General features: G+C 50.2%; 14 protein-coding genes. 5 read left to right on the plus strand and 9 right to left on the minus strand.

The window, feature by feature from the left end; all coding sequences use genetic code 11:
• The 3 genes from CSR04_RS23330 to CSR04_RS23340 form a co-directional block, all read left to right on the plus strand.
• Positions 1 to 79 (plus strand): EF-Tu C-terminal domain-related protein (locus CSR04_RS23330; protein WP_216362623.1); only part of this gene is annotated, 79 nt, incomplete at its 5' end.
• A gap of 154 nt (positions 80 to 233) precedes the next feature.
• Positions 234 to 878, plus strand: coding sequence for a TIGR02466 family protein (locus CSR04_RS23335; protein ID WP_102798765.1), 645 nt, complete (start codon positions 234 to 236; stop codon positions 876 to 878).
• 61 nt (positions 879 to 939) lie between these two features.
• Positions 940 to 2,022 carry a hypothetical protein gene (locus tag CSR04_RS23340; RefSeq protein WP_102798766.1) on the plus strand — a complete coding sequence of 361 codons (1,083 nt, stop codon included), beginning with the start codon at positions 940 to 942 and terminating at the stop codon, positions 2,020 to 2,022.
• Here the strand turns inward: CSR04_RS23340 and murI are convergent.
• Positions 2,011 to 2,823, minus strand: a complete 813-nt coding sequence (gene murI / locus CSR04_RS23345; RefSeq protein WP_102798813.1) for a glutamate racemase — start codon at positions 2,821 to 2,823, stop codon at positions 2,011 to 2,013. The two genes, CSR04_RS23340 and murI, sit on opposite strands and share 12 nt — an antisense overlap.
• Before the next feature lie 159 nt (positions 2,824 to 2,982).
• On the opposite strand from murI, the gene CSR04_RS23350 reads away from it, so the two are divergent.
• Complete coding sequence (locus CSR04_RS23350; RefSeq protein WP_102798767.1) at positions 2,983 to 4,035, plus strand: aldo/keto reductase; 1,053 nt, start codon at positions 2,983 to 2,985, stop codon at positions 4,033 to 4,035.
• 60 nt (positions 4,036 to 4,095) lie between these two features.
• On the opposite strand, the gene CSR04_RS23355 is transcribed toward CSR04_RS23350, so the two are convergent.
• From CSR04_RS23355 to CSR04_RS23375, 5 genes are all read right to left on the minus strand, one after another.
• The gene (locus CSR04_RS23355) at positions 4,096 to 4,866 is read right to left on the minus strand and encodes a hypothetical protein (RefSeq protein WP_102798768.1); all 771 of its coding nucleotides are present in this window, start codon (positions 4,864 to 4,866) and stop codon (positions 4,096 to 4,098) included.
• A 111-nt stretch (positions 4,867 to 4,977) separates the two neighbouring features.
• On the minus strand, positions 4,978 to 6,555 hold the full coding sequence (locus CSR04_RS23360) for a beta-N-acetylhexosaminidase (protein WP_102798769.1): 1,578 nt from the start codon (positions 6,553 to 6,555) through the stop codon (positions 4,978 to 4,980).
• Positions 6,556 to 6,681: 126 nt separating this feature from the next.
• On the minus strand, positions 6,682 to 7,941 hold the full coding sequence (locus CSR04_RS23365; protein WP_425427719.1) for a mechanosensitive ion channel family protein: 1,260 nt from the start codon (positions 7,939 to 7,941) through the stop codon (positions 6,682 to 6,684).
• On the minus strand, positions 7,942 to 8,838 hold the full coding sequence (locus tag CSR04_RS23370) for an acyltransferase (protein ID WP_102798770.1): 897 nt from the start codon (positions 8,836 to 8,838) through the stop codon (positions 7,942 to 7,944).
• Positions 8,832 to 9,716 carry an acyltransferase gene (locus CSR04_RS23375; protein WP_102798771.1) on the minus strand — a complete coding sequence of 295 codons (885 nt, stop codon included), beginning with the start codon at positions 9,714 to 9,716 and terminating at the stop codon, positions 8,832 to 8,834. The genes CSR04_RS23370 and CSR04_RS23375 overlap by 7 nt, the downstream gene beginning before the upstream one ends.
• Before the next feature lie 79 nt (positions 9,717 to 9,795).
• On the opposite strand from CSR04_RS23375, the gene proB reads away from it, so the two are divergent.
• Positions 9,796 to 10,914, plus strand: a complete 1,119-nt coding sequence (proB, locus tag CSR04_RS23380) for a glutamate 5-kinase (protein WP_102798772.1) — start codon at positions 9,796 to 9,798, stop codon at positions 10,912 to 10,914.
• Here the strand turns inward: proB and CSR04_RS23385 are convergent, their stop codons facing one another.
• From CSR04_RS23385 to CSR04_RS23395, 3 genes are all read right to left on the minus strand, one after another.
• The gene (locus tag CSR04_RS23385) at positions 10,915 to 12,111 is read right to left on the minus strand and encodes an Nramp family divalent metal transporter (RefSeq protein ID WP_102798773.1); all 1,197 of its coding nucleotides are present in this window, start codon (positions 12,109 to 12,111) and stop codon (positions 10,915 to 10,917) included.
• A 403-nt stretch (positions 12,112 to 12,514) separates the two neighbouring features.
• Positions 12,515 to 13,543, minus strand: coding sequence for an AraC family transcriptional regulator (locus tag CSR04_RS23390; protein WP_102798774.1), 1,029 nt, complete (start codon positions 13,541 to 13,543; stop codon positions 12,515 to 12,517).
• Between the two features lie 3 nt (positions 13,544 to 13,546).
• Positions 13,547 to 14,443, minus strand: a complete 897-nt coding sequence (locus CSR04_RS23395) for a GGDEF domain-containing protein (RefSeq protein ID WP_102798775.1) — start codon at positions 14,441 to 14,443, stop codon at positions 13,547 to 13,549.
• Between the last annotated feature and the right edge of the window lie 65 nt (positions 14,444 to 14,508).

Raw genomic sequence — 14,508 nt, forward strand, 5'->3', positions numbered from 1 at the left:
GGACGAAGGTCTGCGTTTCGCCATCCGTGAAGGTGGTCGTACTGTAGGTGCTGGCGTAGTATCTAAAATCGTTGAGTAATTCTGATTGCTTAAATGATTGAAAAGGCTCCTTCGGGAGCCTTTTTTTGTAATTGCCCAAAGCGCTAATAGATAAAATAAGCTTTTATGCCGGTTCAAACTTTCGCTGCTGTTGCTCTGCCTTATATTGATGTTCGTGCTGATACCGAAAGTATGTGAATATCAATAACAGCACAGAGCAGAACGACCTGATAAAACAAATGAAAATTGAGCTTTGGTTCCCAACCGCCATCTATCACCATGATCCTGAATTGCAGGAAATTGCTGCGATTCGGGATGAATTGCAGGCCGTGGTTGATAAGGAATACGCAGAAATTCTGAGCAGAAGTGACAGCCTGGAAAGATCGTATATTCAATCCAGGCAACCGGAACATCGTCAGGTTATCCAAAAGTATCAGTTACAGCAGTTCCATGATTATCTGGTAAAACATGCTGGCGCATTTCTGAGTAAGCTCTATCCGCAGGCGCAGGGGGTAGAAGTGCGTGAAAGCTGGTTTAACTTCTATGCTACGGGTGATAGCCAGGAAGTGCACAATCATGTGCATGCTATTCATCCCTCTTTCCTTAGCGGGGTGTTTTATTTGTCCGCCCCGCCAGGTTGCGGAGATATCAAGTTCTATCATCCCAATATGCAGACGGCTGTCCCCAACCCTCAGGGCAGTATTGAAAATTATGAAACCAGCTACACACCGCTAGAAAATCGGCTGATGCTGTTCAGGTCGCATGTATCTCACGCTGTGATGCCTAATCGCAGCCAGGCGACCCGCATTTCCGTCAGTTTCAATATCTATGTGAGGTGATCGCCACTATAGCTTCATAATTGCCTGCTAAGCTGTAGCGGGTTGCGTTTTGGGGCCACTAATGAAGTTAAATTCCATAAAGTATCGCTTGCTGCTGATTATTCTGGTTTGTGTGCTGGGTATGCTGTTGCTGATGATAAGCCAGTTCCATTCAACGCAAAGACTGATTGAACTGAATCAACAACGCCTGCAATTGTTGCAACTCAATAATGAGTTATTGCAAATGCGCCGACATGAGAAGGACTTCTTGTTGCGTTTTGACATGCGCTATGCGGAGCAACTTAATGAACGGGCGGCCAGTCTGGCTGCGCAGCTTGCTGCGCTATCAGAGCAAATAAATACACTGACGTTGCCTGCACAACAAGTGCAGGGCATGTTGGACGCTCTGTTTGCCTATCAAAGGCGTTTTGACAAATTGGTGGAGCTGCAATCACGTATTGGCTTTGATGAGCAACAAGGTGAGCAGGGACGCTTTCGCCAGGCCATTCATGCACTGGAAACACGATTGAGTGATCAGGCACAGTGGCAGATATTGTTATTGCAAATGCGGCGCAGCGAAAAAGACTTTATGTTACGTAAGCGCATGGAGTATGCCCAGCGGCAGCAGGCTGTTTATGAACAGCTTGAATATGCCATTAGCCAAAGCGCCGCGCGCGACGCTTTAGTGCCTCTTTTACAACGTTATCAGCAAGGCTTTTTACAGTTGGTGGAGTCTAACCGGCAAATTGGCTTAAACCATGAACTAGGTTTAAAAGGTCAGTTTCGTGCTCAGGCTCATTTGCTGGAACAACGACTCACACGTTTGGAACTGGCTTTGCAGCCCATACTGGCAGAGCAGCAACGCGAGGTTGAACGAAACGGCATGCTAATTATGAGCATGACATTGTTCGCTTTACTACTGTTATTAATACAGAGTTTTGTTACCTTTCAGCGGGCTTTCTCGGCATTTATTCAGTTTTTTTATCGATGTAAGCGGGAATATCAACGCCTGGATGAGAGAAAACTGGGATTTGCTGAATTTCGATCCCTGGCGGCAGTTGCCAATGAGATGGTGGAATCTCGCCTGGAAATGGAGAGAGAGCTTAAAGAAACCAAACAGGAACTAGCGCGCTTGCGAGAGCAGCAGCATGTCTCAGCGCATTAGTTGAACATCCGCTCGCTGCCCCCACAGTTGGCTAATGATGGATGCCGTGTGTGCTGTCAGACTGCTGGAGTAGAAGTGGGTTTGTCCTGAACTACCGCTCACATTCAGCAAGTTGTTGTCATGCAAACGACGCTGCAATTGTCTGGCAACTGCTGGCGCCGGATTAATAATATTCAGCCGACCATTGCTGAGGTCTGTAAGTAATGGGATCAAGAAAGGGTAATGTGTGCAACCCAGCACCAGGGTATCAACTCCCTGGCACAGCATGTCCTGAATAACTGGGCTGGCCAGTGCACGTACTTGCGGACCGTTAAGATCGCCTCGCTCAATGCACTCAACAAAACCCGGACAGGGAACAGCGAAGACTTTGCATTGGCCAGCCCAAGCCTGTAAAAGCGATTGGAATCTATTACTTTCCAATGTCGCCTGGGTGGCCAGCAGACCTATTTTGCCGCTGCTGCTGGCTAAAGCCGCTGGCTTAATAGCTGGCTCAATACCAATGACCGGGAAGGGACTGGTGGCTCTCAAGGTGTCAATACAGATGGCAGTGGCCGAATTGCAGGCCACCACCATGGCCTTACAGGATTGATGATAAAGAAAATCCCGAATGACAATACAGCGCTTGAGAATGTCCTGTGTGGATCGCCGTCCATAAGGAGCATGGGCGGAATCAGCTACATAAATCAGGTGCTCGGCGGGCAAATGATGCCTGATTTCCTGCAATACCGACAGGCCTCCCAGGCCGGAGTCGAAAACGCCGATGGGGAGATGGTTAAGGTCCGGAGCTGGATCTGCGGGCATAGGGTTGAAAGCAAGCAAACAAACACAAATGTTATATCCTTCAGGGCTTCAATGCTATCCCTGCCATTGGTCTGTAAATTCACGACATTAATAGATTTACCCTTGGATTTTATTCGAATTGCCACAGAGTAAAGCGGTGGCTAAGCAAAGAGGAAAACAATGCAATTCACCAGATTAGGCAGCAGCAACCTTCAGGTATCCAGAGTGTGTCTGGGAACCATGACCTGGGGGAAACAGAATAATCAGGCTGATGCTGATGAGCAGTTAGACTACGCCGTGGCACAGGGCATCAACTTTATTGATACTGCTGAGATGTATGCGGTGCCGCCAACTGCAGAAACCTATGGCAGCACAGAGCGTATTTTGGGTAACTGGCTGAAGCGACATTCGGCAAAGCGCCAGGAACTGGTGATTGCCACCAAAATAGCAGGTAACGGCCTGTCTTATATTCGCGGCGGTGGCGATATCAGCGGACGAGCCATTATAGAAGCTGTGGATGCGTCATTGCTAAGACTGCAGACAGACTACATCGACTTATATCAGCTACACTGGCCAAATCGTACGACCCCGCATTTTGGCAAACAATGGCCTGGAAAACTGAAATTTTCAGAAGTGAATGCTGAACAACATAGTGACCAAATGCTGGACATTCTGCAGGCACTGGCGAGCTGTATCCAAGCCGGAAAAATTCGTCACTGTGGTTTGTCAGACGATACCACCTGGGGCATAAGCGAATATCTGCGTCTTAGCGAAAAACATGACTTACCGCGCATGGTCTCCATCCAGAATGAATTCAATTTGTTGCACACTAAGGACTGGCCTTACCTGATTGAACACTGTGTGCACGCAGATGTGGCATATTTGCCCTGGTCACCACTGGGTGGGGGTATGTTAAGTGGTAAGTATCTCAAGGGGCAGCGCCCATCAGGAAGTCGCTGGACACTGATGCAGCGAAACGGCTTATTCAGGGACACTGAGCAGTCCAGAGCTGCGATTGCAGAATATGTAGAGCTGGCAGCCTCTTATGCCATCACCCCAAGTCAGTTGGCGCTAGCCTGGTGTCATCAGGTGGATGGTGTGACATCGACCATCATTGGCGCTACCAGCCTGGCGCAATTACAGGAAGATATCCAGGCGTTTTCGATTCCCCTCAGTGATGAACAAATGGCGGCTATTAATAAGGTACAAAAGCGCTATCCCATGCCTTTTTAACGTCCCTCTAAACAAAAATGCCGTTCACTATGAACGGCATTAGTCTTGTATTTGTAACCATTACCCGCCGCTTGTGCTCAGCGGATCTGGAGATACGGCCGCTGTTGGGCCCTGGATTAAGTTTTCCAACTGAGTGATACGCAAACCCAGATCCTGAATATGCTGCTGACTGTCACGCAGTTTACCTTTTAGCTCATCCAGTTGACTGTTGAATTTAGGCTGTGCCGAGCTCAGCTTCATCAGACTGGTATGCAAGGTATCATGACTGTTTTGCAGTTTACTGAATTGTTCCTCAATGGCTGCCAATCTGGTGGTACCCAGAGAAATGTCCGACTCCAGCAAGCGGGTCTTTTCAAGCGTGCCTTGTTGCTGCTTTTCCAATGTGCTCAGGCTGGTGGACAAGTCTTTGATTTCCGCTTGGTTTTTACGCCAGGCTGAGGCCCAGAGTTTATCCATTTGCTGCCAGAGTTCGTCGGTTTTTTCTGTCACGGCTTTGAGCTTGGCCTGCAACGCCACCGTCGATTCGCCCATTTCTTCGCCCGTCGCCGAAAGTTTGCCTTCCAGGTCTTCAATGCGGGCACTGGCACTTTGCAAATGCTGTTTCTCAAGCTGAAGTTGCTGATACAGCCAGCCATTGCCTGCCAATGCTGCTAATGCCAGCAGCAGTACGAAAAATACCAGGCCACGCCCGGCAGCACTTTTCCCCGCCGGTGCAGCAACCTCTACCGTATTGGCTTTTTCATCTTTGGGCTGCTTGCTGCGTTTATGCAGGTAAGCCTCTCTGTCTTCCTGTTCCAGCTGGATGCTGGGCATATCATCTGTTTTGGACATGGCTCCCCTCTGAGGTAAATCTAGGCACGAATGCCTTATCATACCAATTTTGCTTAAATAGGTAATTGCTTCCCTGCACTTAGCTATTGTCCCCGTTTAAAAAGGGCTCCATTACTGCCAGTTTACATCTGGCTCCGGGTAATATTGTATTTGCAGGCCGTCAAGATGCCCCTGCAAGGCTGAAAGGCGTTTGGTAAAAGCCGTATAATTACGCTGTTGTTTTGGTGTCCAGGCCACTTCAGCAATGGCGGTCAGGCGTGGCCACATACGGTTATCGGCCGTGGCACTGTCCCTGACCAGTTCTGACCACATCGGACCTTCCACCCCGACGGCCTGAGGATAATCCTCCGGGGTCAGACTGTATACTCTCTCCAGAGGAATGCCCTGCTTGGCACACCAGGTATAAGTATTGGGCTGACCGTCGTAATTGCCGTGATCCAGATAGGTATAACTACAAGGCGACAGAACCAGATGAATGCCTTTATCCAGGGCGGGTTGGATGTAGTATTGATCGTTCCACAGTTGCAACAAGGAGGACGCGCGTATATCCCCAACAGAAGCTTCTTCCCAGGCCAATAGTTCCCGGTCGAGAGAGGCAACGATACGGTCTACTTCGGTGATAAAGCCGGCAAAGCTGGCCTTTTCTTCGTTTAATACTTCGTCCCCGCCAATGTGCAGATATTTAGTCGGAAAGATGGCAGCCACTTCTGTCAGTACATCCCGCACAAACTGGTATGTCAGGTCGGGTTTTTCGCTGGTACATAAGGCGCTGAAGCCCACGCATGTGCCTTCATAAAGCGCCAAACGGGCTGCACCGGTCACATCTGTGCACTGATTCTGTGCCGGGCTGTTAACCACATAGTCGCAGGCCAGTTCGTTGTAGGATGCGATAGCTGCCTGAGTGTGACCGGGAAGATCGATTTCCGGGATAATTTCAACCTGTCTGCGCGCGGCATAATCCACCAGTTCCCGCATTTGTTCCTGTGTGTAGTAACCACCAGGGCCACCGCCCGCCTGCGTTGACCCTCCAACTGTAGCGAGCTTCGGCCAGCTCTTAATCTCCAATCGCCAGCCCTGATCATCGGTAAGATGCAGGTGCAGTTTATTCAGTTTGAAGGCGGCCATGCGATCCACATGCTGTTTCAGGTAGTCCAGGCTAAAGAAATTGCGTGCTACATCCAGCATGCTGCCACGCCAGGCATACTGTGGCTGGTCAGTGATAAATACCTGTGGAAGTGTGTAGCTTGCCTGTGGCACGGCCGGCAGTAACTGGCGCAGGCTCTGTACTCCATAAAAAAGCCCGGTATCTGTGGCCGCTTTAATGGTTATATTTTCTTCAATTGCCAATTGATAGCCTTCTTCACCCAGACTGAGGTTGGGATCAATCACCAGCCTGATGATAGCGTTGTCATTTGTGCTTTGACTTACCTCTAGTTGAGCCAGTAGCTCACTGAGGGCCGCGAGGCTGTCCGGAGCATCGGGCGAGGCACTGACAGTGACAGTATTGGGCAGAGTGAGTTGACCGGAACCGGGCTTTACCATGGCGGGGTAGGGAACCAATTGTACTTGTTTACCCTGGCTGCCGGTGGAGTAAGAGGCGGTATCCTGTTGTTTTATCTGCTCTGGCTGACAAGCCAGCAGCAGAAAAGCAGCAAAAAAAATGATAGTGGTTTTTAGCATAGGGCTCATCTGCCTCCGGTTCTTTGTATAAGGTCTTGAAATTATTACCCTTCACTACACAAATTACAGCAGCAGACAAACCAGTCAAGGCCAACGGTCGCTTAGCCTGACAGAACCAACGACAACCGGTGGTGTTTAATTGTGATTGCTGGGTCGGTCACTGACTCGCTGGTAAGCACGCAGACCGAAAGCCGGCAGCATGGCCAGGAAGTGATCGAAAATATCCGACTGAATTCCCTCATAACTCACCCAGTTCTTATCTGCGCTAAAACAGTAGACTTCCATCGGCAGGCCCAGCTCAGTAGGGGCCAGTTGGCGCACCATCAGGGTCATATCCTGATTAAGTTTGGGATGATGCTGCAAATACCTGACCATGTAAGCGCGAAAGGTGCCTATATTGGTTAAACGTCTGGCGTTCAGCAGGTCTTGTTCGGTGATACTGTTGTCCTGATGGTACTTGGCCAGCTCTCGCTTTTTCTCGCTGATATAATCTTTGATAAAACGAATTTTTTCCCAGTTATCCAGCATGTCCTGATCACAGAATTTAATGCTTTGTATATCAATATTGATGGCGCGCTTAATTCTTCTACCACCAGATTCTTGCATGCCACGCCAGTTTTTCACTGAGTCGCCAATCAGGGCATAAGTGGGGACAGTGGAGATGGTGTTGTCCCAGTTGCGAACTTTAACCGTGGTCAGCCCCAGCTCCAGTACCGTGCCGTCGGCGCCGTACTTAGGCAATTCAATCCAGTCGCCGTTGTTCACCATACGATTGGCAACAATCTGCACACCAGCCACAAAGCCTAATATGGTATCGCGAAAGACCAACAGCAAAATGGCAGCGGCGGCACCCAGGCCGGAAATAATTAATACCGGTGACTTTTCCAGCAGGTTGGACACGATCAGAATCACGGCGATTAACGCCAGTACCAGCTTGCCCACCTGGATAAAACCGGTAATGGGTACCCGTTGAGACAGTCTGGATGCTTCATAGATATCTTCAATGGTATTCAGAATGGCGCTCAGCAACATCACCGCTGTCAGCAGGATATAAATGAATGCCAATTTCTGCAGCAACACCAACAGCATCGGGGTATGGGCAAACAGCAACGGACTGAGCAAATAGAGCAGTACGCCCGGCACCAGATGCGCACCGCGCTTAAAGAAGTTATGCCGCTGCAGCTCGTCATCCCAGGTGGCCTTGGTTGCCAGGATAAAACGGGTCAGCTTGCCGCTGAACAAGCGTCGGGTCACCTTGAACGCCAACCAGCAAAGCCCCAGCAGAATCAGCAGAGAGAACAAGGTAAACAAGGGGGAGGCAGAACTGAGATCCAGCCCCCACTCGCTGATGCTGTCCAGGATAAGCTGGCTGATTTGCGTTGGTTTTTCTGTCACTTAATTAGCATCCATTAGTTTTTGTATAAGACTGTCCTTGCTTTGCCAAAGACCATTTAGCCAAAGCTGAAAGTTCTCGCGGAATTGCTGATCCGCCTGGTAGTCGCCAAGCAATGCAGACTGCAAGGGAATGGCCCTGGCGCGCAATACCACTTTTGTCAGACGGCCGCTGAGCATATCCATCATGACATGCCGCCGGTTCTGGGGGTAGAGCAGGGTCACATCAATAATATGACTGAATAATTCACCCATGCTGGCCAGGGTAAAGGCCACGCCGCCAGCCTTAGGGGTGAGTAAATGGTTGTAGGGGCTGTTTTTAGCTCGCTGCTTTTGCTCTGTAAAGCGGGTGCCTTCCACAAAGTTGATCACCGTGGTGGGGATAGTACGGAACTTTTCACAGGAGCGTCGTGTTGCTTCCAGATCTTTGCCTTTTAGATGTGGGTGCCGGCTTAAAAAGTCAGCACTGTAACGTCGCATAAAGGGCATATCCAGCGCCCAGGCACCAAGGCCAATAAAAGGCATCCAAATCAGTTCCTGCTTAATAAAAAACTTGGAGGCAGGAATACGCCCGCAGGAAAAGTGCATCAGCAAAATAATATCCAGCCAGCTGATATGATTGGCCATCACCAGATACCAGCTATGCTTTTGCAAATCGCCTTCGATCTGGTAATCCCATTCTACATTGTTGAACAGGTTGATCAGGCCCACAGCACAAAGGGCGAAGCCACTCAAGGCACTATTCAGCATCCTGTTGAGGTTTAAGGTCAACCAACTGAAGGGGCTGATAAGCTTAAGCAGGCCGAGTAAAATGATCAGGGAACCCCACCACCCCAGGTTCAGAATCTGCAGCACAGCATGGATTGGTAAAATCACAAAACCAGGCAGGCGGCTCAGCATTGGCGCTCCATAACAAGTTGCTTGATGGTATCGTCTTTAAGTTGCCACCTGCTGTTCAGCCATTGCTGAAATTGCTGACGTTGTTCAGGGTTGTCAAAATAGCTGGCTGACATCAGATTATCCAGCGACATAATACTCACCCTGACTTGAATCTGTTTGACCTTACCGCAAACAAAGTCCCAGAAACTGGGCACACCTTGTGGATAGTGAATAGTCACATCCAACAATTGATGCAGCTTGTCGCCCATCGCGTTCAGCACAAAAGCAATGCCACCGGCTCTTGGCGTAAGCAAGTGCTGAAATGGACTTTGCTGGGCTTGCTGTTTATTTCTTGTCAGCCGGGTACCTTCAACAAAGTTCATGATGCTCACAGGCTTGTGGCGAAATTTTTCGCAGGCGCGCTTAGTGGTTTCCAAATCTTTGCCTTTTAAATGCGGGTGCTTTTCCAAAAAGGCTTTCTTGTACCTTTGCATAAACGGAAAGTCTAACGCCCACCACGCCAGTCCCAGCACAGGAACCCAAATCAGCTCTTTTTTGAGGAAAAATTTGAGAAAAGGGATGCGCCCACTGAAAATGCGTTGCAATACCAGAATGTCTACCCAGGACTGGTGGTTGGCAATCACCAGATACCATTCCCTGCGCTTGAGGTTGTCCAGTCCCTGAACATCCCAATCAACCTTACTGCACAGATTCTGGTTCAGGCTGTTGACTCTGACCCAAGCCGATGCACAACCGTCCAGAATGCGACTGACCAGGCGCTGCCAACTGGCCAAGGGTATAAGTTTCAGCACAGAAAACAGCATGATGGGAATAAACCACACCAAGGTGTTGACGGTATAACCAATTATCGACAACAAACCTATGAAAATTCGCCACATTTGATATTGCCTTTGACCGAATAAGCAACGTATTTTATGCGCACCCTCGTCATATCTCAAAGTTAATCCGGACAGACCTATGAGTCACAGTATCGAGCAACCCAATTCTTTCACCTGGCAGCGTGCGGTTATCAAGGTTGGCAGTGCACTGATTGCACCGGATGGACAGGGTTGTCGTACCGAGCATTTACTGGCGCTGGCACAGTTTATTAATGCCAGTCGCCGCCAGGGCAAAGAAGTGGTGCTGGTGTCATCCGGTGCGGTGGCCGCTGGCCGCAACGCTATGCCGATTGATGGAAAGCCGACCCTGGCGCAAAAGCAGGCGATGGCGGCGGTGGGGCAAACCCGAATGATGGCTAACTGGGCACGCTTGTTTGACTTTCCTACCGCGCAGATTCTTCTGACTCATGGCGATATTCGCGATCGCGACAGATATCTGAATATCAAAAGCACATTACGCGAACTACTGGCCCATCAGATAATACCTATTGTTAATGAGAATGACTCGGTGGCCACCGAGGAGTTGAAGTTTGGCGATAATGATAACTTAGGTGCACTGGTAGCACTGGTGGCAGAAGCCGACACCCTGATGATCTGTACTGATGTGGATGGGCTTTACGATGCTGACCCACGTAAAAATCCTGGTGCCCAGCTGCTTACATCGGTGAGTGACATTAGCCGGGATATTATGGCACTGGCCGGTGGCAGTGGTTCCACTGTCGGAACCGGCGGTATGCTGACTAAACTCCAGGCAGCTAAAAAAGCCAGTGCCAATGGTATTCAGACTCTGATTGTTAATGGCCATAAGACCAGCTCTTATGCCGCCTTAGGTCAGGGGCAAGTGCCAGGCACCTTATTTCACCCTGCATTGTCGCGCAGTAAGGCCAAGAAACAATGGCTACGCCACAGCCTCAAAGCGAAAGGCAAATTACAGATAGATTCAGGCGCGAGGCAAGCCCTGGTGACCCGGGGCGCGTCGTTGTTGCCGGTAGGCATCTTATCGGTGGAAGGTCATTTTGCAGCAGGGGATGCCCTGGAGATTTGGCATGATTCGGAATTGCTTGCTATCGGCCTGAGCCTGTTTGACGCTGATGATTTAACTAGCATCAAAGGTGCCCAGAGCCAGCAGGTGGAAGCCCTGCTGGGGTATGCCAGCCACGATGTGGCAATACATCGGGACGATCTGGTGCTGCTTTGATTACAGCAAGGAATACAGTCTGTAGCCGCTCAGACAAAACAGAAACAACACAACAGCGCCGGCCATAATGTTGGTGGCAAAGGTGTTAGTGTAGTCACCCAATAACGTTTTGCGGTTCATCAACCACAGCAGGTATAAGGCTATTATTGGTAACAGCAGGCCATTGGTGGCCTGAGCAAACAGAATCAATGCCAATGGGCTAAGCGACAGGCTGGCACCCAATACACCACATATTAAAATCGTCAGCCACACCAGGCGAAAGGGTTTTGAATCCAATGCGGTTGACCAACCCAACATGCCGCATACCGCAAAAGCACCCGCCAGGGGCGCGGTAATGGCGCTGGTCAAGCCTGCTGCAAACAGACCGGTGGCAAAAAAGTACTGGGCTGCCGGCCCCAGAAGCGGCTCCAGTTGGTTTGCCATACTGGCGGCATTGAGTGGGCCTTTGGCCATTTCCTGACCAAAAAAAGCGGCGCTGGCCGTTGCTACAATGGCCAGCGTGACCAGTCCACCCAGACCAATTGACAGGCCACTGTCCAGCTTCATGGCCGGTAACGCCTGTTGCCAGTCTGGTGTGCTGCGCTTGGCCATCAGACTGGCATGTAAAAACAGGTTATAAGGCACAATCGTCGTGCCAACCAGTGCCAGCAATGTGATCAATGAACCGTCGGGAATCCTTGGCTGCAATAACCCACTAAACATTGCGACAGGATCGGGTTTGGACAACAGCATGGTAGTAATAAAGACCAGGCTCATAATTGCCACTAACAGAATCAACGCTCTTTCCAGCACAACATACTTGCCGCTGTATAGCAGCAATCCCGCCAACAGTGCCAGCAACACCGCCCAAATCTTTAACGGGCCAGCAAACATCGCGTTCATGCCCAGGGCGGCGCCAGTCAGGTTACCGGCCTCATAGGCAGCACTACCTACACCAATGGCACTGATCACCAGTACGGTGCTGATTATTCGCGCGGGTCTGAATGGAAGCTGCTCGCGCAGGGATTCGGCCAGACCTTTACCTGTCGCCAGCCCCAGCTTGGCGGCCATGTTTTGCAAAATCAGGGTGGCAAATATGGCAAACAATAACACCCATAGCAGACTGAAGCCGTAATTGGCCCCGGCTAAACTGGCCGTGGTAATAGTACCCGGGCCGATAAAGGCTGCGGTGACCAGTAATCCTGCACCAAATCGCATGCAGTCAACCTTGTGATAGAAAAAGACAGAAAGTCAGGATAACAGGGTAAGCAGGGAAGGAAAGTCTGCCGGACAATAACGTCCGGCAGAATCAAAACTTAAAACAACGAATCACCCATCCGCAGGGGTTTCTTTTTCAGTGACACCTCAGTACTCAGTGCGTCATCCGTGTTGCGGAAGTACTTGGTGTTCTTGCCCTTGTCCTGGGCCAGAGAATACAACAACAAAAATATAACAACTGCAAAAAGTAACGTGAGCACTAGCATATACAAATCCTTTCAATACTGTATGCTGTTTCATCAACAGCGGCACTAAGCCTACCTGCGCAGTATTTAACGAGTGTGAAAGTATAGTGAAATTTTCACTAAAGGGGCCGAAGATTTTACGCTTGGATGGTTAAATTTCAACCGGAAAAATCAATTAATTTCCACCCCAGCCGGGCTTGACTTGGTGTTGATCCTGTCCAGCGTTTAAAGGCCCGACGGAAATTAGGAATATCATTAAACGCCATCTCTGCCGCAATCGCTTCATTATTCAGGCCTTTCACATGCAGCAGAAACAAGGCTTGTTGACGATTAACCTCATCCTGTAGCTGACTGAAACTGACGCCATGTTGTTTCAGGCGACGCTTTAACGTTGCTGGACTGATATTGAATACCTCTGCCAGCTCGCTAAGGGCCATGTTCCGATGTTGTTGCAGTTGTCGTTTGACGGCTTCCAAAAAGCCCATGTTTATCTTGCTGCGCTGTGCCCGTAGCTGGCGTAATGCATGCCATTTAAGGGTCTGACTGAACTGGATGCAGGGTTGGCGAAGATATTTCTGCTCAAAACTAATGCAAAGCAGGGGCTGGTTGAATCTCAATCTGATGCCCAGATTTTCCTCATATTCCTGAATATGCCTGGGACGAGGGAAGGGAAAGTCAAAATGAAAAGGCACGCGTTGGGCAAACAGCTGACGACTGGCAGCAGCCAGCGCCGTGCAATAGGCTTCCAGTACAAACTGAAACTCACCAGCGCAGCCAAATGCGTCATCCAGCAACCAATAACAGCGCTGGTTGTAAATGTGCAGTTGCCCATAAATAAAAGGACAAAACTGCATTTTAACCAACCCCAGTAACTTGAGGGCGTCACCCAGATCGCGGCAATGCATAAGCAGGTTGGCAGAAGCGGTGTGAGCACCAGGGAATAAGCGCCGTCCCAATAAAAATGCGGCGTCTTTGCCCGGCATCAATTGCCTGGCGTTAGCCATCAGTCGTAATAACTGTGATGCACTGAGCCGGTGTTTTCCGCTGCGGATATCTTCATAGAAAATCCCTGTACCGCGCAGCAGGCGGTTTCGGTCAACGCCCCGGGCGCAGGCCAAATCAATCAGACTGGCGGCCAACTGATGAGCCGGGAGCTGCTTGTCGTCCAATGCGGCAAAGTTGCTCACCTGTCAGCCTGCTCCTCTGCCCAGCTCTAGTTGCCTGTTTAGTCTGTCCAGTAAGGCTTCAGCCTGATCGCTTGCCACCGCACTGACCAATGCACAGCTAAGGGTGTGGAATACGGCTTCACCACTTTCCCGGGTTTTAAAGGCAAAATGGCGCACCGATTCAAGGATCTGCCCGGCCAGGGTCACGGCTTGTGGGCGCTGAGTTTCCGGCAGCAGTACAATAAAGCGGTCGCCAGCATAGCGGCAGGCTAAGTCGGTTTGCCTGATATTCATCAGGATCAGTTCCGACAACTCCCTTAGCAGGCGATCTCCTTCCTGATCACCATAACGCCGATTAAACTGGTCAAAGTTATCAATATCCAGCATCAAAACCGACAAACTGCTGACGCCCTCGTCCAGATGTTTTGTGAGCTGCTCACGCAGGTAATCTGCTCCGTACAGGCGGGTCACCCAGTCAACCTGATGGTGCTGACGAGACTGCGCTTCCCTGCGGCGCAACTGTTGGTTCAGGGTTAATTGCTCCTGGTGCCATTGGTACAACGCCCAGGTCATCAATACCATACCGATGGGTGCGGGAATGGACTCCACCAGACTTAACCAGTAGCCACTCTGGTGACGGACAAATTCATCCATCAGGTCAAGCAGGGCAGAAAACATAAAACAGCTCAAGCCCAGTACCAGCAAGTCAGTGACCCGGCCCGGCGGGCGGCTGACAAACAGGAAAAACAGCCATACCAGTGTCAACAGGGCAATGCCGCCTTCCCCCACCACATCCAGCCAGGAAATCACTTGCCAGGCTTTAATTTCACCATGGCTGAAACTCAATAGCAGCGCAGACAGTGCCGTGCAAAGCACCAAAGCGATACGTTTGCTATGTAAGGGTAACAGAGAGTAATTCATTGCGGGTCCAGACAGAAAACCTTGGCCGATGCTAAACCACCAGTAGCAGTCACAGCAGGGTCATT

This window comes from Bowmanella denitrificans (assembly GCF_002887595.1).
Classification (GTDB): Bacteria; Pseudomonadota; Gammaproteobacteria; order Enterobacterales; family Alteromonadaceae; genus Bowmanella; species Bowmanella denitrificans.

What these genes read in the sequence shown, in the direction of transcription:
- CSR04_RS23340 (WP_102798766.1), top strand. Translation starts at nt 940, where the DNA reads ATGAAGTTAAATTCCATAAAGTATCGCTTGCTGCTGATTATTCTGGTT.
- murI (WP_102798813.1), bottom strand. Translation starts at nt 2,823, where the DNA reads ATGCCCGCAGATCCAGCTCCGGACCTTAACCATCTCCCCATCGGCGTT.
- CSR04_RS23350 (WP_102798767.1), top strand. Translation starts at nt 2,983, where the DNA reads ATGCAATTCACCAGATTAGGCAGCAGCAACCTTCAGGTATCCAGAGTG.
- CSR04_RS23355 (WP_102798768.1), bottom strand. Translation starts at nt 4,866, where the DNA reads ATGTCCAAAACAGATGATATGCCCAGCATCCAGCTGGAACAGGAAGAC.
- CSR04_RS23360 (WP_102798769.1), bottom strand. Translation starts at nt 6,555, where the DNA reads ATGAGCCCTATGCTAAAAACCACTATCATTTTTTTTGCTGCTTTTCTG.
- CSR04_RS23370 (WP_102798770.1), bottom strand. Translation starts at nt 8,838, where the DNA reads ATGCTGAGCCGCCTGCCTGGTTTTGTGATTTTACCAATCCATGCTGTG.
- CSR04_RS23375 (WP_102798771.1), bottom strand. Translation starts at nt 9,716, where the DNA reads ATGTGGCGAATTTTCATAGGTTTGTTGTCGATAATTGGTTATACCGTC.
- proB (WP_102798772.1), top strand. Translation starts at nt 9,796, where the DNA reads ATGAGTCACAGTATCGAGCAACCCAATTCTTTCACCTGGCAGCGTGCG.
- CSR04_RS23385 (WP_102798773.1), bottom strand. Translation starts at nt 12,111, where the DNA reads ATGCGATTTGGTGCAGGATTACTGGTCACCGCAGCCTTTATCGGCCCG.
- CSR04_RS23395 (WP_102798775.1), bottom strand. Translation starts at nt 14,443, where the DNA reads ATGAATTACTCTCTGTTACCCTTACATAGCAAACGTATCGCTTTGGTG.